18 protein-coding genes and 2 pseudogenes are annotated in these 20,785 nt (G+C 68.1%); 4 read left to right on the top strand and 16 right to left on the bottom strand.

What is annotated here, in order from left to right:
* Positions 1 to 278, top strand: a pseudogene (locus H300_RS0118670) (ISAs1 family transposase); the annotation flags it as partial.
* Positions 279 to 359: 81 nt separating this feature from the next.
* The gene (locus tag H300_RS0118665; RefSeq protein ID WP_486583938.1) at positions 360 to 3,461 is read left to right on the top strand and encodes a type I restriction endonuclease subunit R; all 3,102 of its coding nucleotides are present in this window, start codon (positions 360 to 362) and stop codon (positions 3,459 to 3,461) included.
* 135 nt (positions 3,462 to 3,596) lie between these two features.
* On the opposite strand, the gene H300_RS27765 is transcribed toward H300_RS0118665, so the two are convergent.
* Together H300_RS27765 and H300_RS0118655 are read right to left on the bottom strand one after the other, a co-directional pair.
* Entirely contained in the window at positions 3,597 to 4,466 is an 870-nt protein-coding gene (locus H300_RS27765; protein ID WP_051270185.1) for a sugar nucleotide-binding protein, read from the bottom strand.
* A 196-nt stretch (positions 4,467 to 4,662) separates the two neighbouring features.
* The gene (locus tag H300_RS0118655) at positions 4,663 to 5,370 is read right to left on the bottom strand and encodes a hypothetical protein (protein ID WP_028428637.1); all 708 of its coding nucleotides are present in this window, start codon (positions 5,368 to 5,370) and stop codon (positions 4,663 to 4,665) included.
* A 252-nt stretch (positions 5,371 to 5,622) separates the two neighbouring features.
* Here H300_RS0118655 and H300_RS0118650 point away from each other — a divergent pair, with 252 nt between their 5' ends.
* Positions 5,623 to 7,461, top strand: a complete 1,839-nt coding sequence (locus H300_RS0118650) for an AAA family ATPase (protein ID WP_028428636.1) — start codon at positions 5,623 to 5,625, stop codon at positions 7,459 to 7,461.
* The gene (locus H300_RS0118645; RefSeq protein ID WP_028428635.1) at positions 7,451 to 9,160 is read left to right on the top strand and encodes an ATP-dependent helicase; all 1,710 of its coding nucleotides are present in this window, start codon (positions 7,451 to 7,453) and stop codon (positions 9,158 to 9,160) included. Before H300_RS0118650 ends, H300_RS0118645 begins: the two co-directional genes overlap by 11 nt.
* A 62-nt stretch (positions 9,161 to 9,222) precedes the next feature.
* Here the strand turns inward: H300_RS0118645 and H300_RS0118640 are convergent, their stop codons facing one another.
* The 14 genes and pseudogenes from H300_RS0118640 to H300_RS0118580 all read right to left on the bottom strand — a co-directional run bounded on the left by H300_RS0118640 (position 9,223) and on the right by H300_RS0118580 (position 20,715).
* Positions 9,223 to 10,308 carry an IS630 family transposase gene (locus H300_RS0118640; protein WP_028428634.1) on the bottom strand — a complete coding sequence of 362 codons (1,086 nt, stop codon included), beginning with the start codon at positions 10,306 to 10,308 and terminating at the stop codon, positions 9,223 to 9,225.
* A 250-nt stretch (positions 10,309 to 10,558) separates the two neighbouring features.
* On the bottom strand, positions 10,559 to 10,780 hold the full coding sequence (locus H300_RS0118635) for a hypothetical protein (protein WP_028428633.1): 222 nt from the start codon (positions 10,778 to 10,780) through the stop codon (positions 10,559 to 10,561).
* Positions 10,781 to 10,830: 50 nt separating this feature from the next.
* Positions 10,831 to 11,046 carry an SPDY domain-containing protein gene (locus H300_RS32575; protein WP_486583940.1) on the bottom strand — a complete coding sequence of 72 codons (216 nt, stop codon included), beginning with the start codon at positions 11,044 to 11,046 and terminating at the stop codon, positions 10,831 to 10,833.
* Between the two features lie 135 nt (positions 11,047 to 11,181).
* The gene (locus tag H300_RS31185; RefSeq protein ID WP_158678391.1) at positions 11,182 to 13,260 is read right to left on the bottom strand and encodes a DUF317 domain-containing protein; all 2,079 of its coding nucleotides are present in this window, start codon (positions 13,258 to 13,260) and stop codon (positions 11,182 to 11,184) included.
* A gap of 720 nt (positions 13,261 to 13,980) precedes the next feature.
* Positions 13,981 to 14,904 carry an SPDY domain-containing protein gene (locus H300_RS0118625; RefSeq protein ID WP_028428631.1) on the bottom strand — a complete coding sequence of 308 codons (924 nt, stop codon included), beginning with the start codon at positions 14,902 to 14,904 and terminating at the stop codon, positions 13,981 to 13,983.
* 28 nt (positions 14,905 to 14,932) lie between these two features.
* A complete protein-coding gene (locus H300_RS0118620) occupies positions 14,933 to 15,397 on the bottom strand; it encodes a hypothetical protein (protein WP_028428630.1) in 465 nt (154 codons plus the stop codon).
* Positions 15,394 to 16,173, bottom strand: a complete 780-nt coding sequence (locus H300_RS0118615) for a hypothetical protein (RefSeq protein WP_028428629.1) — start codon at positions 16,171 to 16,173, stop codon at positions 15,394 to 15,396. The genes H300_RS0118620 and H300_RS0118615 overlap by 4 nt, the downstream gene beginning before the upstream one ends.
* Complete coding sequence (locus H300_RS0118610) at positions 16,170 to 16,775, bottom strand: DUF4913 domain-containing protein (RefSeq protein ID WP_037980953.1); 606 nt, start codon at positions 16,773 to 16,775, stop codon at positions 16,170 to 16,172. The genes H300_RS0118615 and H300_RS0118610 overlap by 4 nt, the downstream gene beginning before the upstream one ends.
* Positions 16,776 to 16,997: 222 nt before the next feature.
* On the bottom strand, positions 16,998 to 17,738 hold the full coding sequence (locus tag H300_RS32570; RefSeq protein ID WP_486583939.1) for a DNA cytosine methyltransferase: 741 nt from the start codon (positions 17,736 to 17,738) through the stop codon (positions 16,998 to 17,000).
* Between the two features lie 97 nt (positions 17,739 to 17,835).
* Positions 17,836 to 18,042 (bottom strand): annotated as a pseudogene (locus H300_RS32565) (hypothetical protein); the annotation flags it as partial.
* Positions 18,014 to 18,631, bottom strand: coding sequence for a hypothetical protein (locus H300_RS0118590; protein ID WP_028428626.1), 618 nt, complete (start codon positions 18,629 to 18,631; stop codon positions 18,014 to 18,016). The gene H300_RS0118590 and the pseudogene H300_RS32565, both read right to left, overlap by 29 nt.
* 52 nt (positions 18,632 to 18,683) lie before the next feature.
* A complete protein-coding gene (locus H300_RS31575; protein WP_158678390.1) occupies positions 18,684 to 19,310 on the bottom strand; it encodes a hypothetical protein in 627 nt (208 codons plus the stop codon).
* Positions 19,307 to 20,494 (bottom strand): DnaB-like helicase N-terminal domain-containing protein, encoded by a 1,188-nt coding sequence (locus H300_RS0118585; protein ID WP_028428625.1) that lies wholly within the window; start codon positions 20,492 to 20,494, stop codon positions 19,307 to 19,309. The genes H300_RS31575 and H300_RS0118585 overlap by 4 nt, the downstream gene beginning before the upstream one ends.
* Positions 20,491 to 20,715, bottom strand: coding sequence for a hypothetical protein (locus tag H300_RS0118580; RefSeq protein ID WP_028428624.1), 225 nt, complete (start codon positions 20,713 to 20,715; stop codon positions 20,491 to 20,493). The genes H300_RS0118585 and H300_RS0118580 overlap by 4 nt, the downstream gene beginning before the upstream one ends.
* Positions 20,716 to 20,785 lie beyond the last annotated feature (70 nt).

Genomic DNA, 20,785 nt, shown 5'->3' with positions numbered 1-20,785 from the left:
TCACGAGCTTGGACGTCTTCGACGCCACCCCGGCCGAACTCGCCTCCTGGATCAGAGGTCACTGGGGCATCGAGAACCTCCTGCACCACGTCCGTGATCGGACCTTCCGCGAGGACGACTCCAAGGTCCGCACCGGACACCTGCCCCGTACCATGGCCGGCCTACGCAACCTCGCCATCAGCATCTTCCGGCAGAACGGCGACACCAACATCGCCGCCGCCCTCCGGCACACCGGCCGCGACCACCGGCGGCCTCTGACAGCTCTGGGCCTTACGTGATCAACCCGGACAGATCGCGATCACGCAATGACCTTGGCGGCCGTGACCGGACAGATCGACATCACTAAGGGGGCCTGAGCCGTGGTGGACTTGACGTATGAGGAGCGGTTCGAGCGGCAAATCTGTGAGCACCTCGAGGCTCACGGGTGGCTGTACTCACCGAACGGGGAGGGGTATGACGCGGAGCGTGCCTTGTTCCCGGAGGACTTGTTCGACTGGTTTGAAGACCTGGACCCTCAGGCGTGGAAGCGCAGTACGGGTTCCGGCCCGCGGGCGGAACCGGCGAAGGAGGCTTTGCTGGACCTTGTCGTGCAGCTGCGCTCCACACCGTTGGACAACAAGGGCGGTGGCCCTGGCGGAACCCTGCAGTTGCTGCGCTCGGACGTTCCCATAGGGCTGCGGGACGAGCTGAAGATGGCCCAGTGGCGCCCGGCGGACCCGACGAACGCCACCCGCATGGCCGCCTACGACAAGGTGCGCCTGCGGATCATGCGGCAGGTGTACTACTCGCGGCAGAAGCCACACGACAGCATCGATCTGGTCGCGTTCATCAACGGCATCCCGGTTGCCACGTTCGAGCTGAAGACCAACTTCAAGCAGTCGATCGACGCCGCGGTCAAGCAGTACGCCCAGGACCGCAAGCCCAAGGGAGAGCCACTGCTGGCGTTCGGCACCGGGGCGCTCGTGCACTTCGTGGTCACCGAGTCCGAGGTCCGTATGACCACCCAACTGGACGGTGAGAACACCTACTTCCTGCCATTCAACAAGGGCAACAACGGTGGCGCGGGCAACCCAGTCAACGAGCACGGGCCGGCCACCGCATATCTGTGGGAGCAAGTGATGGCCCGCGACACGTGGCTGGACATCTTTGGGTCCACGCTGTTCGTGGACGTTAAGACCAGCACGAACGCGATTACGCGGGAGCGTAAGACCTCGACCAACGTGATATTCCCGCGCTTTCACCAGTGGCAGGCCGTCTCGCGGATGGTCGAGCAGATCAATGCTGAGAACGTGGGTGGACGGTTCCTCATCCAGCACTCAGCAGGGTCGGGCAAGACGAATACGATCGGATGGACCGCACACCGCCTGTCGAACCTGCACGACCACACCGGGCGCAAGGTCTTCGACACGGTGCTGGTGATCACCGACCGCACGGTGCTCGACGATCAGATGCAGCGCGCGGTCCTGCAGATCGAGGGCAAGCCAGACTACGTCTACAACGTCGACAAGCGGGCCCGCACCGACGAAGGCTCCAAGTCCCGTGCCCTACTTAAGGCACTTCAGGACCGTCGCCGCATCGTGGTGGTGACCATCCAGACCTTCCCGGCTGTGCTCAAGCTGCTGGCGCAGGACGACTCTCTGGCCGGGCACCGGTTCGCGGTCATCGCGGACGAGGCACACTCCTCGCAGGCCGGCGCCACGGCAAAGAAGGTGCGTCAGGTCCTGCGCGCCGGAGGCCAGGAAGTCGACGAGGGGGCCGAGGTCGACACCGAGGACACGATCAACGTGTTTGCCGATGCCCCGACCCCCAACGTGTCGTTCTTCGCGTTCACCGCTACCCCGAAGCCCAAGACGATCGAACTGTTCGGGCGCCGCAAGACGCCCGAGGCTAAGCCCTCCGCATTCGACGTGTACTCGATGAAGCAGGCCATTCAGGAAGGATTCATCCTGAACGTCCTGCCTCGTTACCAGAACTACGGGACCGTTTACCAGATCGCCGAAGCAATCAAGAAGAACGGTGTCAACGTCTCCGCCGACGACGAGGACAACCTGGTCGAGAAGACCGCGGCGGCCAAGGCATTGAAGCGGTTCGTGCGCCTGCATCCGACGAACATCGCCCAGAAGGTCGAGATCATCGTCGAGCACTTCCGGGTAAATGTGGCCGGTCTGCTCGACGGCCACGCGAAGGCCATGATCGTTACATCGGAGCGCAAGCACGCGCTGCGGTACAAGCTGGCAATCGACAGGTATATCAAGTCCAAGGGGTACGACCTGGGCACCCTTGTCGCCTTCTCCGGAACCCTTGACGACCCGGAGTCCGGTATTCACGACGAGGTCTCCGAAGCCAAGATGAACCCGGGTGCAGGACCGGACCTAGCCGAAGCTTTCACCGAGCCTAATTACCGCGTCATGATAGCCGCGGACAAGTTCCAGACCGGGTTCGATCAACCGTTACTGTGCGCGATGTATGTCGACAAGCGTCTGGACGGCATACAAGCGGTGCAGACCCTCTCACGCCTGAACCGTACCTTCCGGACGGGCAACCTGGTGAAGGACAGGGTATTCATCCTTGATTTCATCAACGAGCCAAAGGACATCCAGGCTGCCTTCGCGCCGTACTACGAAGAAGCCGAGATCGAAACCGAGACCAACCCCAACCAACTCCACGTGCTGGCAATGGGGCTGCGCACCTTCGGAATCTTCGACACTCAGGACGTGGACCAGTTCATTCGAGGCGCTCAGGCGAGTGACCGCAACGCGATCACAGCCGCGATGAGTCGGGCCCAAGACCGGTTCGCCCACGCATGGGATCAGGCCCAGGGTGACGAGGACACTCAGGCCGAGGAGCGGCTGGAGCAGTTCCGTAAGAACGTCTCCTCGTTCGTGCGGCTGTACGACTTCCTGTCCCAGGTGTACGACTACTCAGGCTCCCCACTGGAAGACCTGTGTGCGTTCTGCCGTGAATTGGCCCAATGGATCCACGCCGAGCGAACCCACGATGACATCGACATCTCAAGCGCTCGGCTGGTAGCTATCGAGCAGAAGGACAAGGGCCTCACGAACGCGTCGGTCACCGAGAAGGGCGACAAGCTGACGGGGCCGAGCGCCCTGGGCACGGCCAAGGTGAAGGACCCCGAAATGGTCCCGCTACTTGAGGTCATCGACACCCTCAACACCCTGTTCGACGACCTGTCGGAGTCCGCTGTCGCCGGTCTGATGGCGCTTGTCATCCAAGCTGCGAAGTCGGATGAGGTGCTGAGGTCGCGGGCGCTGGAGAACAGCCTGGAGAACTTCTTGAAGTCCGAGAAGGTTCGTGACCGGATCCTCGACACCCTGCTTGCTGCCCCCGGTGAGCTAGGGAGGGTAGTGGCCGAGGTCGTCGGCGACGGCAAGGGCCTGGACAGCATCATTGCAGGCGCCTTCCATGGTGTGCGCCTGGACGCTGGGCAGGAGGGCATCTGAGAAAGGGGCGAAGCCCTCTGCGCCTGGGCCGGGACGGTCATCGTGTCGTCGCCATGACTGGCCGCACCAGTCGCAACCGGCGCGGATGCTGAAGCGCCCGATGCGCTTTCGCCGAACTGCGCGTGCGTCGTCCTTCTACCGGCGCCCGTGTGGCGCGTGGTCGGCGGGCTGCGCCGTCCAGGCCGTGGGGGCGAGGAACTGGTGCGCGCCCCGCAGTGTGGTGCGCACCTTGCGCTGTGTCGAGCGGCTGTCGAGTCGGATGTCGAGGGGGCCGGGAAGGATGCTGTCGGCCCGTAGGCCGGTGGGCAGTCGTGATGCGTCGAGTCCGTCGCGTCGAGCGATGAGCACGCCCAGCTCGTACCGGCTGAGAGCCCGCTTCCCGCCGAGGTGGTGGACGCCGGTCGTGTCTCCCGACGCGAGTTCGAGGAGCGCTGCGGCCAGATCGCTCGCGTGGACCGGGCATCGGACATCGTCTGTGAAGAGGACTCCGTCGCGGGTGCCGGCGGCCAGTTCGTGGACGGTGCGTTCGTGCTCGGATTGTCCGTCACCGATGATCAGCGAGGTGCGGGCCACGGCGGCGTCCGGATGGAGCAGAAGCACCGTTTCCGCGGCGGCCTTCGCCGCCCCGTACGGGGTGATGGGGTCGGGCCTGCAGTGTTCGTCGTAGGGAACATGGCTCTTGCCGGAAAAGACGGCGTCGGTGGAGACCTGGATCATTCTGCTTCCGGCCTTCGCCGCGGCGATCGCGAGGCGGATGGGTCCCTCGGCTGTGACCGCCCAGTCGGCCCCGCCACTCGATGCATTAACGATGACGCGAGGGTTCACCTCGGCCACGACCGCTTCCACGCTTCCTGGATCTCGCATGTCGAGGCTGCGCCAAGTAACGCCCGGAGCACTGCCGGGCCTGGTCGTATAGGTCGCGGCCGTCGTGCGCCCCACCGATACAGCTTGCCGAACCAGCTCGGTGCCCAGGAACCCGGACCCACCCACGATCAGCAGCGTCATGAGGCGACACCCTAAACCCGTCAGCGCCCAGTGATAGCGAGAACGTGGGCGGAGGCGCGGATGAGGGCCGCGTGCGTTTTCGCGATGCGCGCCACGGCGAGGAGCGCATAGTACAAGAGGTCGCGGGCACCGCCACGGACACCAACATCGTGAAGTGCAGCCCGGCCAGTAGGCGTCGGCATCCGTGAATGAGCGATCACGTGGTTGTCCGGCCGGCACTGCTCCGGCTAAAGAACGCGGAGACCCTTGCCCACCGCCCGGGCCGCTCGCCACTGCGTGGATGATCTCGGCGGTTCAGGTGCTCCTGCGCGGCCTGCGTGAACCGCTCGATCGCGGCGAGCAGCTCCTCATGACGCGTCCAGGAGCGCTCCGGGTCCGGCGGGGCGGCTGCTCCGGCCACGCGCTCGCTACGCCCCGCCTGCCGAAGCGTACGGAAGAGGCCGGTCGTGGCGGCGCGCACCTGCCGCGCGGCCTCGGCTACCTCGGCGGGCCCTTCGAGCTCCACATGCTGGACAGCCGCCGATACCGGGTTCGGATTGTTTACCGCCGATATGCGGTCCCGGAAGTCCGCTTCCGCCGCGGCCTCTCTGGCAGTCTCCCTGCGGGAGAGGCTGTCTGTGTTCGCGACCGCCCTGTCCATCCCCCTGGCCAGCCGAAGAACCGGGTGTACCTCGGTCGCGTAGCTCTGGGCTGCCGTCATGAGCTGTACGTAGGCTTCCCTCTGTGCCGCGCGGCGGGCCGTGTCGAGGGGGCCGAGGTAGGCGCTGGCCGCTTGAGCGAGCCCGGCTTGGACAGCCGCTGCGGCTTGCCGTCGCGCACCACGAACGGTGAACATCCCGGTGAGGGCCGCGCCCACCACGGCTCCTCCGGCGCCCATGACGGCGGTGGCTGTCTCCTGTCCCATACCCCACAAGCTCATGTCCCCGATCTTGGCCTACGGTGCCGCAGTTGGTCCCGGAATCGTAGGCAGCAGAGCTTCGTGCGCCCGCTGCGTTCTTCGCATATAGAGGCGGTACGAAGATCCCGCTTGTCGTAGACTCGTCTCGGTTTCGCCGGGGGATGCTTTCTATCTGTCCTGTGGCGACGGCCTTCGCGCGAGGAAGCGCCAGGGGCGGCGAGTCAGCTGCGCCCTGCTCCCTCGAAGAGAGGGAGCAGCATGCAGGTACAGCGGGTGACCCTGGAGAACTTCCGCGGCGTGAAGGGCGGGACCGTTCAGCTGGATGGCCACTCCTTGTTGGTCGGCTCGAACAGCGTCGGCAAGTCGACTGTGTGTGAGGGACTGGAGCTCGTACTCGGGCCCGAGCGCATGTTCCGACGGCCCGTGGTCGACGAGTACGACTTCTACGGCGGGTGCTACCAGGAACGGGAGGGCAAGCTGCCCGAAGTGAGGATCGAGGTGGTCCTCACCCATCTTTCCGACGCCGCCGAGCGCCGGTTCGGCAACCATCTGCGCCGCTGGTCGGCGCGGACGAGCGACTTCCTCGATACAGCCCCCGACGCGGTTGAAAACGCCGAGACCGGCGAATGGTGCCTGCCGGTAGTCTTCCTCGGCCGCTACGACCCTCAGGAGGACGACTTCGTCGGGGGAACGTTCTTCGCGCACCCCGAGAGCGTCCCGGATGGCCTTGACGGGGAGGAGACCGGCCTGGGCGCAGGGCTGAAAACCTTCACCCGGGAGGACAAGCGGCACTGCGGATTCCTCTATCTGCGGCCGAACCGCACCGGCAGCAGAGCGCTTACTTTTCAGCGTGGCTCCCTCCTGGACACGATCGTGCGACTGGAGGCAGAACTGGCGGGCCCGCTGTGGGAAAAGGCGCTTCGTGACCTGGACCAAGTCGCAGTCGCCGCTGCCGAATCTGGTTTCGGAAAGATCCGTACTGAGATACGCGACCGTGTCGACCGCTTTGTCAGCCTCGGCGACACCGCGGATCCGGTCGATCTGAAGGCGTCTGAACTCACCCGTGAACACCTGCGTGAGGTATTGCGCCTGTTCATCGCTACCCAGCCCGGGCCGCACGCCGTGCCGTTCAACCGGCTGAGCACCGGATCGCTGAACCTGCTGGTGTTCGCCCTGCTCACCTACATCGCCGAACTCAAGGGCGACAAGTCGGTGATCTTCGCGATGGAGGAGCCGGAGATAGCGCTCCCGCCGCACGCGCAGCGCCGTCTCATCGACTTCGTGGTCAAACGCATGGGCCAGGTGATCGTCACCTCTCATTCGCCGTACGTGATCGAAAAGTTCGAGCCCTCCCGCGTCGTCATGATCAGCCGCGACTCAAAGGGCGCACTCAGGAGCAACCGTGTCGTCCTACCTGGTGACTTCAAGCTGAAGAAGTACCGCGACAACCGCCGGCAGTTCGCTGAGGCTGTCCTGGGCCGTGCCGTACTGGTGGTGGAAGGCGCTGCGGAAGCGGCACTGTTCCCGGCCGTCTCGGACGTGCTGGAGGCGGACCCCGCCGTCACAGGCTACGTCCCTCTGGACCTTGCTGGCGTTACGATCTTCGACGCTCAGAACGACGTCTCTGTGCCCTTGTTCGCCCCCGTCTTTAAGGGGTTGGGCAAGCCGGTCTACGGGATCCACGATCAGCCCGACAAGCCGCTCGACGCGAAGGCTGTGGCCAAGACTGCCGACTTCACGCACTACACGGTGCTCAACTACAAAAGCGTCGAGAAGCTGCTGGTCGCCGAAGTGCCGGTTGACGCCCAGCGTCGCTTCCTTGCCACCGTGGCCCAGCGCACGGACTATCCCTCCGGATGTGCACGCCCCGACCCGTCTGCCATGGACCCGGCCGTGAGCGCCCTGACTTATGACGTGCTGTGGGCCCGCAAGGGTGACGGCTATGCCGCGCTGCTCATCGCTGAGTGCCAGGGCCTCAGCCAACTCCCCGCTGCACTGGCCGATCTTCTTCTCCGGATCGACCGCGATCTGGGGACCCCCGCGAGCGGGGGAGAAACCAGCGACACAGCGCACTCGGACGAGACCGATGAAGATTGACCCGGTCCGGCAAGAGATCCTCGATGCTCCTGGCCACCTTCTGATCGTCGGCGGCCCAGGCTGCGGCAAAACCACCATCGCTCTTCTCAAGGCCCAGACGAGGCTGGCCGCCCTCGAACCCGAACAGCGCGTAGCCTTCCTCAGCTTCTCGCGCGCCGCCGTACGCCAGATCACGGACCGAACGTCCGGAGTCCTGAACCGGGCCAGCCGCCAACGCCTGGAAGTACGAACTTTTCACGCCTTCTTCCTCGACGTCGTACGCAGCCACGGACGACTGCTCACCGGCCGGCCTTCTTCGTTCATCGCGCCCGACCGCGAACGGCAGATCCAGGCGGACTTCGACGGCGATTGGAAGAGCGAGCGCCATCGCCTCGCGACTGAGGAGGGCCGCTACGTCTTCGACCTCCTCGCCGGCACGACGGCGACCCTCCTGGAGCGTAGCGCCGCTCTGCGCGCCCTCTACAGCAGCATCTATCCACTGATCATCGTCGACGAGTTTCAGGACACCAACACCGACCAGTGGCGCGTGATCAAGGCCCTCAGTGGCACCTCCACCGTCATCTGCCTCGCCGACCCTGACCAGCGCATCTTCGACCACCTGGACGGCGTTGAAGAGCAACGCCTCGATGACGCCGTGGCGCACCTCGCCCCCAAGCCCTTCGACTTGTCCAAGGACAACCACCGCAGCCCCGGCGGCGGACTACTCGACTACGCCAACGCAGTCTTGAGCAACGCCCCCCACCCTCAGCCAGACAACGTCCGCACCTGGACCTATACCCCTGGCTACGGCGTTCCCTGGCAGGCCCGTGTCCACAAGGGGGTCGTCGCCGTGCGGGACCACCTCGCCACCCAGCTGGGGCGCACTCCGACGATCGCCGTCCTCGCAAGCGTCAACTCCCTGCTGGGCCAAGTGTCCGAGACCCTCGACACCGACACCGACACCGGAGAACTCACACTTCCTGCAGTTGAGCACGCTCTGCAATGGGATCCCGAACTTACCGCAGCGGCCGGCTACGTCGTCGCGTCGATCATGGAGTGGCCTGGTCTACCTCGCGCGGAGGCTATCGCCCGGACCGTGCAGTCCCTTGCCGACTTCTACCGGGTCAAGCTGACCAGCGGCACGGTCGGCGCACGCGGCAAGATCAAACCGTTGGAGAACGGGCTCGTCGCATTCACGAGTGGCAAGGCCATCCGTTCCAAGAGCGTCAAGGCTGTGACTGCTGCCTACGATGCTGGGATCTCCTACATTGGGCAACCGGTTGCCGACTGGCAGACCGCCCGTGACCGCCTCCGCGGCTCCAGCGAACTCGAAGAAGTCCTCAAACACACGCGCCTGCTGCGCCTACTCCACGCTACCGACGCGATGGCCTGGGGCCTGTCTGATGCCTGGGACGGCCAGTCCACCTACAGCGAAGCCGCAGCCACAGTCCGCGCCGTCCTTGCCGCCGAATCCCTCACTGCAGCCCAACAAGCGCCAGAACCAGTCTCCCTGATGAGCATGCACCGCTCCAAGGGCAAGGAATTCGACGGTGTCGTAATCGTCGAAGGGCCCTACACAGGCACTTTGCTCGACCCCAGATGGGACCCTGAACGTATGCGCGCCCAGAGACGCCTCCTACGCGTCGCCATCACGCGGGCGCGTTTCGTGGTCCTCTTCGTCCGCCCTCAGGGCAGCCAACGTCTCACGGCAACGCGCTAACCCCGCCTCCGATGTCGCTCTTCGCGCCAGCTGTCGGAGCAGGCACCGACGACCACGAACTATCATCCTGAGTCGTTAATTCGTGTGCAGTATGCGGCGAGGGTTTCGAGGATGTCGTCGGCGGTCTTCGTCCAGACGAACGGCTTGGGGTTCTTGTTCCATTCGTTGATCCAACCGCGGATGTCGCGTTCGAGTTCGACGACGCTGCGGTGGGTGGAGCGGCGGAGTTTGCGTGAGGTCAGCTCGGCGAACCAGCGCTCGACGAGGTTGAGCCAGGAGGATGAGGTGGGGGTGAAGTGCAGGTGGAAGCGGGGGTGTCGCAGCAGCCACTTCTTGACCGGCTCGGTCTTGTGGGTGGCGTAGTTGTCCAGGACCAGGTGGGGTTCGAGGTGCTTGGGGACGGCTGCGTCGATGACTTTCAGGAAGCGGAGGAACTCCTGGTGGCGGTGGCGGCGGTAGTGCTGGGCGATGACCGAGCCGGAGGCGATGTCCAGGGCGGCGAAGAGGCTGGTCGTGCCGTGTCGGACGTAGTCGTGGGTCATCTTCGCCGGCGTGGTCGGTGCCATCGGCAGGACGGGTTGGGTGCGGTCCAGGGCCTGTATCTGCGACTTCTCGTCGACTGCCAGGACCAGGGCGTTCTCCGGCGGGGCGAGGTAGATGCCGACCACGTCGCGGACCTTGGTCACGAACTGCGGGTCGGTCGACAGCTTCCAGGTCTCCACGATGTGGGGCTTGAGGCCGAACGCCCGCCAGATCCGCGAGACGGCCGACTGCGACATGCCTGCCGCCTGGGCCATCGAACGCGTCGACCAGTGCGAATCACCCGTCGGCGGCGTCTGGCCGAGCGTCCTGGCGACCAGGGCTTCGACCTGCTCGTCCGTGATCCTTCGCGGCGGCCCCGAACGTGGCCGGTCCACCAGGCCCTCCAGCCGGTCCGCGGCGAACCGGGCCCGCCACTTACGCACCGTCTCCCGCGAGATGCCCAGGTCGTCCGCAACCTGCGCGTTCGGCCGACCCTCCGCGCACGCCAGCACGATCCTCGATCGCAACACCAGTGCCTGCGACGCCGTCTGCTTACGCAACCAACCCCGCAGCACCCGGCGTTCGTGCTCGGACAACTCCAGCGGCAACGGCTTCGGACCAGGCATCACCCCACGCTACAACCGCGAGCGTACTAACGACTCAGGACACTAGTTGTAGATCGCTATCGTTGCTGGTCAGGATCCCGGCGCCTTCGCATCGGTGTGAACGTGCTTCACGAGGGCGCCCAGTGCCCATGCGGGCATGGGGGGCGGGAGGACGTCGGTCAGCAACGAGCGGTGCTCCGCCCCCGTGCCGGTGCCCGCCGAGGCCCGTGACGCGGCGGGATGAGCCGCGTCACGGGCCCTTGGGGCAAGTTCAGGACCAGTCCAGTTCGGTACGGACGGCCGAGGGGAGATATCCCTCCTGGCCGTTATCCGCGATGTAGACGGCGCTGGCGGGCCCGTCGGTCACGGCGAGGGCCTGGCTGATGCGGTGGGCGAAGGGCCAGTCGGGGTTGATGGCGAGGAAGACCGGTTGGTCTTGGTCGAGGGTCTGCAACTGGTGGATCAGTTGCCCGACCGTGAGCGTGCGGGACACGAGACCTCCGTGGTGTGGGATGTAGCAGCGGGCTGGCCGTGCCGTGAGCGTCAGATGCAGTCGCAGTACCGGCCGGGGTAGGCGATGAGCGCGGCGAGGAATCCGGCGACGGCGTGTGCGGGGACGTCGTCGCCGAAGGTGGTGCTCCACGCGTGGCGGCCGTCTGGTCCGTGGTCGCTGATGTGCCATAGCTCGCCGAAGGCGGCCTCGGGGCTTTCGGGGAGGAACCCGACGAAGACGCGGCGGTCGGGGCTGGCGCAGTAGATGTTGGCCTTGGGGGTCGTCGACGGTCTTCCAACCGCAGTTGTCCAGCAGCCGCAGGACGGGGTCCGCGCAGTGGCATTCGAGCAGCCACTCGCGGTCGGTGGAGGCGGTGCGAGCCGGTGTAAGAGCGTTGGACGTCACGAGGAACCCTTCGTTGACCTGCGAGTTTTCGAGCCGTCCGTACGTTGACTTGGAATCGGGCCGTCATTCCAGTCCGTGGGCCGGGTCGGTGTCTGCCGCGGGCGAACTCGACCCGGGGCGGTGCGGATGGACTCCTCGTTCGGGAATGAATCGGTCGCCCCCGCGGGCTGACCCGGGGGCGACCTGCTGAAGAAGGAGGAGGCGCGTGGACGCGGAAGAGCAGCGTCGGTTCGGCGAGAGCCTCGATGATGCCGAGGCGGGGTCCGTGGGGCGGGCTCGTGCGGCGCGCGGCGGTCGGATCGAGGTGACGGTGGAGGAACTGGCCGAAGTCCTCGGCCGACCCCGACCGCCAGACCCGTCGGCGGGTAAGCCTCCAGGAGAGGACTGACCTGTCCGGGAGCGTCACCTTCGGCGGCGTGGCCGGGCGCTGGCGGCCTGAGCCTGAGGAGTTGGCATCGCGCTCGGCTGGGGGCGCGAGTCCTCTGCGGTGGCGCGGGTACGTCTGCGGGCGGCGAGGCCCGAGAGGTATCGGTGGGCTTGGATGAGCGCGCGGCACTGTTGGTGACGGTGACCTCGGAGTGCAGGGCTTTGGTGTTGGTGCGCGGGATCAGTTCGGGGCTGCTCAGTCGTGTGGTGAGGGCGGTGACGAGGCGGGTCGGGGCGTGGGTGGTGAAGGCGCCGTACCAGTCGTGGCCGTGGCTGAGGTTGCGTGCCCCGGAGATGAGCCAGGGCTCGTAGCTGGCATCGAGGGGAAGGCCGGGTGTGGTGGCGTAGCTGATCGTTGCCAGGTGATCAGGGGAGGTGAAGTCGATCTCCCACTCGGTCTCCCGGCGGCGCCAGCCGGCATCGGTCAGGAGCCGGGGCACGTCATCTGGTGTCGCCGCCCTCCCGGCCACGGGCTCTCGTCCTGGGCGAGGGCGGTGGTGAGGGCCGCGACGATCTCGGGCGGCGCGTTGTCGGTAAACGCGGTCTGTCAGATGGGTGGGGTGTAGCGGTCGGGCCGTTCGCTGATTCGCAACCGGACCTGGGTGAGCCCGCGCGACATGTAACCGACCTGGTGACGTTCTTCGGGAGAGGCGAGGTGGGCGTTGCCGAGCGTCGTACTCGTGTCCGAAGCCCGCCTCCAGGAGAGGACGGAGCGCGGGCTCGGGGGAGCTTTTTCCCTGCGAGGTAGACGGGCGAGAAGCGGAGGGCGGTGTCGAGGGCCGGGTTCGGGCATGGAGTAACTCCTCTTCAGGGCGATCGGGTTGGTCTCGGCGCGTTCGGGCTGTTCGCAAGTACGTGGGCGCGGCCGAGGGCGGCGGAGGATTTTCGCGGGTGGGCTGCGTGGCTTCGGAGAAGCGGCCACGGATCTGGGCCGCCGCTGCGCGTGCGGAGGGCGCTGTGGGGCGCAGGGCGACGAGACCGCGATGGCCCTCGGGGACGCGATGCGTCGGGCGCGTAACGGGCTCGGGGTCGGCCACGGCCAGGGCGGCGGCGGTCATCAGCGGCTGAGGGGTATGGCCGGTGAAGTGCGCCGCCCAGGTCGGCCGGCAGACCGGGTCGGGGCCGGCGGTGATCTTCCAGGTGGCGGCGCCCCGATGACGCAACTCCTCGGGGTCATCGACGTAGCCGGTGCGAATGTGGAAGGCGGCGCGCTCGTCGGGGGCGAGGGTGCGCCAGGGCCGGGTGCCGCGCACGGGCTCCCAGCCTTGCTCGGCGAATACGATGGCGGGGGTCTGCCTGGTGTGGAGCGGCCCGCCGGACAGATAGTCGGCGAAGTAGCTGTCCAGGCCGTCGATGAGCCGCTCGGTGAAGGCGGCGAGGACTTCGTCGGGGGTGGCGCGGTCGAAGTGCGCGGACCAGTCCGGTATGCCGAGCGGGTCGTAGGCGTAGGTGAAGGTCCACCCGTCGTCCCGCCGTGTGACGCGGAGACGTTGACAGGAGCTGGCGTAGTACGAGTCGGGGCCGACGAGTTTGTGGCTCCAACCTGTGGCGGCGTCCAGGAGGGGCGCGGCGGGGTCGGGGCCGGTGGTCCCGGCGAGGTAGCGGGGTGCGACGAGCACGTCCTCGCTGACGATGGTGCGGTGCGGCATCGGGTATCCGGGGGAGCACGGGCGCCCGCGTCCGACCGGAGGGGGCCAGGGCGGACGCCGCTGCGGGCAGTCGGAGGGGGCTCGTTGGCCTGCCTGACGGTTGCGGTGGCCGAATTCGTGCAGCTCCGCGTACGCCGGTGCAAGTCCTCGCGGGGCGGGAGCCACGGAGTAGGCGAAGCGCTGGTCGAATCCGAGACGTGTGACGAGGCCGCCATCGAGGAGCTGCTGGGAAGCGGTAGTGAAGGACCCGGTCCCAGCCCCGTGCCCTCGCGCAGCTCGCCCGGCTGCAGAGGTCTGTGCTCTTCCAGCGTGGTGAGCATGTAGACGGTGCCCATGCCGCGCAGCCGGGCCAGCGAGTCCTCGACCCGGTCGAGCCGCCTCCAGGCGGTGGCGCCCACCTCGAAGTGCCGAGCGTGCCAGGCGTCAGGGCGCGGTGGACGGGGCGAGCGTCCTGGCCCGGAGCCGAAGCCGCGTAGCAGCCGCGTTCAAATGTGGCTAGCAGTTCGCTTGTGCGCATGCGCAGCGGACCTGGTGAAGCGTGGCCGTGTTCAACCACGGCATGGCAGACCTGAGCTGAGGGGCACGCAGCGGCCCGCGTTCGCGAAGGGTCTCCAGCATCCAGGAGGTCCACAACGGCGCGAGCACACCAACGCGTGGTGGATCCGGTTCGCGGGGGTGCTGTCGGGAGTGGGGGCGTGCATGGTGTTCTCCGAAGTGAGTTCAGCGCCGCGGGCGGGAAGCCGGACGCGCGGCGGCGAAGGCGTCGGCGCGGACCCCCGGGGCGGCGGCTGCCGCGCTCGACCGGGGCCGGGGGTGCGTCGTGCGGATACGCGCGGCCTGGGCACGCCTGGCGCCGGGGTCGCTGTGTGCGGCGCGGTGGAGGGCGGCGGAGACAGCCGCATGCTTGGCATCCAGCGGGGTGGGAGCGCCCGTACGCGGCTGGGCGCGGGCGGTGACCGGTTCCAGGCGGACGAGGTGCTCGACGTCCCGGTGGATCATGTGCCGCTCGCGCACGACGGGTGCGGGGTCGCTCAGCGCGGCGGCGGTGGCGGCGATCAGGTGGTCCGGGGTGTCGGAGGTGAAGGTCGCCTCCGCGCGGGTGGCCCATCCCGGAGGCCCCGACCACAGCACCACCGTCTCGTCGTCAGGGCCGTAACTGCGGGTGTCGATCCAGGCTCCGGCCCGCCGGTCGGGGGAGGTGATGTCCACCGTTGCGTGCCGGGGCTCGAAACGGTCCTCCCAGCCGGCATCGAGGAGGGGGTGGACCTCGTCGGCCCAGTACATCGAGGGCTCGGCGAGGAAGCGGTCGCTGTCGGGATCCCAGTCGTGGGCGAGAGCCGAGGTGAGACCCGCGACGACCTCCGGCGGAACAGTGTGATTGAAGGTGGCCTGCCACTTGGGCGGGGAGGTGGCGTCCTCGGAAGCGGTGATCTTCCACAGGTCGAAGTCGTCCCCGAACCACCTGATCTTGATCCTGTGGTCCGGGCTGGTGACCATCAGCTGGCACGGGCCGTCGTCGAAGGAGTGGTGCGGCCAGTGGGTGACGGGAGCGAACCCCGCATCACCGTCGCCAGGAGACCCGGCGAGGTAGCGCGGAGTGACCCGGTACTCCCGCCCGCGCTCGTCCTCTGGCTCGTCGGACATGAAAGACATACCCTTTCAACGAAGTTGGTCAGCGTATGCGCCGCGGACGCTGCTGCGGAGCTGAGGAATCCGGTGCCGGTGCGGCAGGTTCGGTCCAGCCGCCGAGAGTGTGGGCGGATCGGGCGCGGGCGGCGTGGGCCCGTCGGGCATGCGGGCCGGAATCCGTGTGCTGGTGCTCGCGCGCCAGACGCCGCGCTGCGGCGTTGTAGGCGGCGTGGTCCTGCCGTTCGCCGACGGACAGCAGGTAGATCTCCCGTTTGTGCTGCGAGGAGGCCGGGGCGTCGCGGTACTGGATGACCATCCGCCACCGGGTCTGCGGGTCGACGTAGACCTTGTGGCAGCCCGCCAGCTCCCGCTGGAGCGCGGCGCCGCGCTCGTTGCCGTGCACCAGGTGCTGGAGTTCGAGCAGCGCCAGGTCCCGGATCTTCTCCGGCACATCGCGCAGATCGGCCAGAGCTTCGGGGTGCGCGGCGAAGGTGTAGCGGGCGCTCACGAGAGCCCCCTGGAACGGGCATGAACCGTGCCGGGCACCGCAGTGATCCCCGGCAGGGGCGGCTGTGTGCTGGCCGTGGCGTCGGTCGCCGTTCGGGCGAGCGCGGCAGTGGCACGCCGGTCGACAGTGTCGCTCGCGGGCGCCGGGGCCAGGGGAAGCGGTGTGTCCCGGTCCCGCAGCCACGCGCCGGCCGCCTCGGCGCTGTTGAACGCCCCCTCGCGCACCGTGTACGTGTCGAAGGACGGTGACGTCTCTTCCAGGAAGAGCCGGTAGGGCCGCTCGGCCGAGCCGGGGTGGGTGTCGTGGACGAGCGCGCTGACCTCGACGCCTTCCCGGAAATTGCCAGGGTTGTGCGTGTAGTCCTCCAGCAGCGTGTACCGGCCGCCGGGGTTGGCGCGCAGCCGGTCCTCCACCTGGGAAGTGATCGCATCGGCCGGGCGCGGGCCGGGCACTTTCAGCTCGATCGCCTCGGGCGGGCAGCCACGGTTGCCAAGCCAGTTCTGCGTGAACGGCACGGTCGGCTGCCGGGCGTATTCGAAGCTGAAGGTGCCCTCGGCAGAGTCGCGCTGAATGTGTATACCGACGTACTCGGCCGAGCCGGGGACGTCTTCCCAGATCGCGGCACGGTCGTAGAACAGCAGGTAGCTGTCGTCGGCGGTGTGGTGCGCGGCCAGCTCCGTGTACATGTCGTCCCCCTGCGTCGCGCTCAGGAAATCGCCCACGACGGCGCCGGAGGCGGGCTCGAAGCCGTCGAGGCGGTAGTCCGGGCCCGTCATGCCGCCACCTCGTACGCCGACGGGTCTGGGGAGGCCAGTAGCCGGTGGTTGGGCCGGGACGGACTGGTGGTGCACGCGCTGAACGGGCCGTCCGGCGCACGTAGTTGCATCAGCCCGGGGTCGAGGTGGTCGCGGTGCCACAGGGACGGCCCGGCGAGCCCGGCCTCGGTGTCCGTGAACTGCTGCCAGGCCAGCCACAGCGCGTGCAGCCGGCCCACGGCCTCGGGGTGCTTGGTCCACTGCGGACACCAGGGGCGGGTGGAGGTGATCTCCCGCCCGTAGACCGGCAAAAGCAGATCCTCCACCCACACCTTCAGCGCCGCCAGCTCCTCGGCGTACGCCTGGCCAGCCATCGCCAGGATGAACACGGAAGACCCCTCGGCCGGGCCGCTCCCACTGATGGGAGTTGTAGCGGCTCCCCGGCCGGGCCTTTCCGCCTCGTCGGCCGCCGGCGACGGCTGCTCGTCGGCGAGACGGGCGAGGGTCTCGCCCTGCTTGCGGGTCTCGGCGACCAGGCCACTGACCGTGGAGACGAGATCGTCCAGGTTGTGGTCCGGTATCCGTACCGGCTCGTGCTCCTCGGCGGACTCCGGCATCGACATCCCCTTCGTCGCTCGGGTGTTGGAGAGTCGAGCATCCGGAGAAACGAGGGTTTGGCCCGGCCGGGAAACCAGGTGTAGAAGGGGCGGCTCAGGCACCCCGGTGATGGCGGCAGATGGACGTGGGCGGCGTGAGGAGCCGCACCGCCTGGATGGCCTGATGCGGCACAACACCGTTGCCCAACGCCGTAAGTTGTGCGGGACGCCCCAGTCCTGGAGTGGCGGTCACCCAGCCGTCATCAAGGCCCTGCATCCATTCCACGAACCGTGGCGAGAGGCGCCCCGCGTCGTCCGTCGGAGGCGGTGCCGGTCGGGTGAGGCTCTCCCATCGGGTGATGGCGTCGCTGTACCGCCCCCATTCCCGGGGGCCTTCTTCGAAAGCGCCGAGGGATCGAAGAGGGTGGGGGCGGGTCCGCCGGAAGACGGGCTGCGGTCGCTCGGCTGCTCAGTTGTGCTGCCGCCGAGGAGAGCGTCAGGTCGCCGTTGCCGAGGCGCTGGCGGGGCGAGCCCTTGATGCCGTCGGATGCCTTCGGGGCCGGCAGCAGCCACTCGACCTCGTCCGCGAGGTTCGGGCCGTGCCCCCCTTCCTTCCGTTTCGCCGGGTGCTGGCTGCCACCGTTGGAAGCGATGTTGCTGGTCGGCGTCTTCAGCAACGGACTCTCGTCGCCAGGCGACCAGGAAGAGCCGTTCCCTTCGGTGCGGGGCGCCGACGTCGGAGGCGCGTAGCACGCACCAGCGCGCATCACGCCCGAGGTCGGCCAGGGATCCGAGTACGGCACCGAGTGCCCGCACAGCAGGCCGTCCTGTGCCCTCTCCCAGACACCACGGGCACGGTTCCAGGTCGCCAGCGGTAGCGGCGGGTGAGGTGAGGAGTCCTCGTACGTTTTCGATCACCACCAGGCAGGGGTCGAGGGCGTCGATGGCGTGCACCACGTGGTGCCATAGGCCGGAGCGGTTTCCTTCCAGCAGGCCGGTACGGGGTCCGGCGATCGAGACGTCTTTGACAGGGGAATCCGGCGGTCAGGACGCAAACCTTTGGCACATCGACCCAGTTGGTGGTGGTGATGTCGCCGAGGTTGGGCACGTGGGGCCAGTGGCGGGCGAGGACGCGGGCGGCGCCGGGGTCGGTCTCGGCGTGCCAGGCGAGGGTGCCGCCGACGGCGGCCTGGACGCCTAGGTCCAGGCCACCGTAGCCGGAGCACAGGCTCCCGAGCAGCAGCCCGGAGTTGCCGGACGCCGGGTCATCGCCCACGTACGGGCCCGGGTACATGCGAGTGCTGCTGGGCAGGAGCCTCGGCAGGTGCTTCCGCTTCGGCCCCCGCCTGGTCGCGAGCGTGGTCGGCTTGCGCGGACCGGGCGCGGGCTGCCCGGGAGACGGACGATGCTTCCGCGTCCTTCAGGAAAGCGGCGCCGTTCGTCATGGACGCGCGCGCGGAGGAGAGGCCGTCGCACGTGTCGGCGATGTGCTGATGGGCGAGAGTGAACGCCCCATGCTGCCTATCGAGCAGTGCCGCGTGTTCGCGGGTGCGGGAGGGGGCGCGCAGGAAGCCGAGCTGACGGTAGGCGGCTCCGTAATGACCCACGGCTTCGCTGAGGTGTCCGGCTGCCCTGGCCCAGGCGCCGACGACGGCGTCGAGGCCGGGGTCGGGCTGCCCGTCCGCGGAGCGGACGTGCACTGCCGCCGAGAGGTCCTGCGCGAGGGAGGCGAGGTCGGCCAGATGAGTAGAGGCACGGGTCAGGTCGGGAAGATCGTTCAGGGTCTGGGGAAGGTGGAACGTGGCGCGCTTACGGCTCAGTTCTTCGGCCCGGCGCATCATGTGCTGCCGCTCGGTCTCCGCCTGATGGTCGTGGTCGTTCATGGAGCAACTCCTGCGGGCGCGTTGAGGAAGGGGCGGGGAGCTGGCGGTTCTCTCATGGCGTGCGGATGCCTGGAGAGTGACGGGGTCGCGGCGTTCGCCTCGTTCCTTGTGCGGGGGCGGAGTGGGGTGGTGCGGGAGCGGAAGCTGGTGCGCGAGTGTGGGCAATGACTTGCTGTGTCGTTCGAGTGGGGGCGGCCCTGGCCAGAGGAGGAGTGGTGCCGAGGTCCTTGGCGACCGCCCGCGCGCGCTTGGCCCCGTCGCCGAGGCGGTCGCAGGCCCACTGGTGGCTGTCTTGCAAGGAGGCGAACGAATACTTACGTGCGTCATTCAGGTCCGGACCGACGCGGCCTCCGTAGCGGTGTTGATAGCCAAGTTCGGAGTAGGCGGCGATGTAGTGGGACACCGCCTCTCCCACGTGCCCGGCTGCGTCGGTGTAAGCGCTCACGACCTGACCATGGTCTGCGCGGGGCACCGCCTCGACGGAGCGGAAGAGGACTTCGTCGGACAGGTCCCGCACGAGACCGGTGAGGGAGGTCAGTTGTTTGGAGGGCCCGATCAGGTCCGGCTGATCTGTGGGAGAGGCGGCCGCGGTGAGGCCGGCGCGGAGCTGTTCCATTCCTTCGGCCACGAGCACGAGCTGGGCCTGCTCGGACTGGTTGCGCTGGGATGCGTCTGTCACGGAGAACTCCTTCGGGAATGGCGGGCAGGGCGGGTGGGAGAGGGCGCAGCCGCGTTCGCAGGCGCCGTGTTCTCGGCGCGCGGCACGGTGCTCCGCGCCCGTGCGGCGGCGGCACGGGCCGGAGGCGGCAGACCCGACGGCTGCCCGGTCGCCTCCTCTGACTCCGGGCCGGCATCGCTGGCGGCCCGGCGACGACGGACCTCGTCGAGCGGGACGAGGGCATGCAGGGCATGGCTGATGAGCTGGCCGGGCGCGAGGGAGGTGTCGTCGGCCAGGGCGCGGACCTGCCGTGCGGAGGTCGCGGCGGTACGCAGAAGCGAGGAGTCGAGGACCTGCTCGCCGAAGTAGTCGGCCGATCCCGCGACGGGAACGTGGCAGACCCGGCGCACGCGTTCGGCATCGAGGGAGCCGTCGGTGAGGGCGCCTCGGCGCTGGCATTCCCAGAGCACCGTCAGCTCGTCCACCGGCTCGCCACGGTGCCGCAGCGCTCCGAGGGCCCGGTAGATCTGCCGGTAGCCGGCGTCGGCGAAGTCGCCGGAATGTAGCCGGTCGGCCATCTGCGAGAGCTGCTCGGGGTGGGCGGTGAGCGCGCCGAGGAGGAACTCCTCGGCGGCCAGCACCCGTTCGGCAACCTGCCCCGCCGGAGCTGTGGCTGTCGGTCCGGGGACGGCGGTGTGGGGTTCCACGGGCCGGGGTTCGAAGCCCCAGCGTCGGCCGAGGTCGGCGAGTACATCGTGCAGAACTCGCGCGCGGTGCAGGGTCTCGTCCACGCTGTTGCCGCGGGCGGCGTCGGTGCGGGCGGCCTGGTGCAGGCGGTGGGCGTGCTGGGTGGCGCTGCGGTGGATGGCGCCCTCCAGCACCATCCGTCCGTAGACCGGGGCGTGCGCGGGGCGCGGACAGGCAGCGGCCAGGGAGTGGACGTAGGCGGTGGTGACGCCACGTGTACGTGTACTCGCCTCCTCGCGGATGTCGTTGAGCCAGGCAAGGGGGACCTGTGCGTCGGGCGCGAGTTTCGTCGTCGGGTGATCGCCGGTGCGGAGTGTGAGCATCGCGGCGTAGAGCGCGGAGTGCGCGGGCCGGTAGAAGTGCTCGGGACGCAGCCATCCGGCCAGCCGACCGAGCTGGCGCGGCTCCAGCAGCACCGCGCCCAGGACGGCCTGCTCCGCTTGCATCAGCGGTGTCACCCCCGCCCCACTTCGGACTCGTCGGGCCCGAGATGGGCTACGGCCCGATTCGCGGTGTCCAAGTCAGCTGCTAGGGAGTCGAGTTCACGGGCCAGCGTCGGCGTGTCGAGGGGGATGGCGCCGCTGGGGGCGACCAGCCACCAGCGTCCGTCCCGGCGGACTGCGGGAGTGTCGGCCAGCTGCTCGGAAGGACGGATGTTGTCCCAGGAGGGTTCGGTCATCGGGCACCTCGACGGGAGGGGAGAGCAGGTGGACGGGCGGCGTGACGGGGCCCGTGCGTCTCATCGGGGC

The sequence above is a fragment of the Streptomyces sp. TAA040 genome (assembly GCF_000424845.1).
The sequence above is the reverse complement of the archived record's forward strand: the minus strand, read 5'-3'. Positions and strand labels throughout refer to the sequence as shown.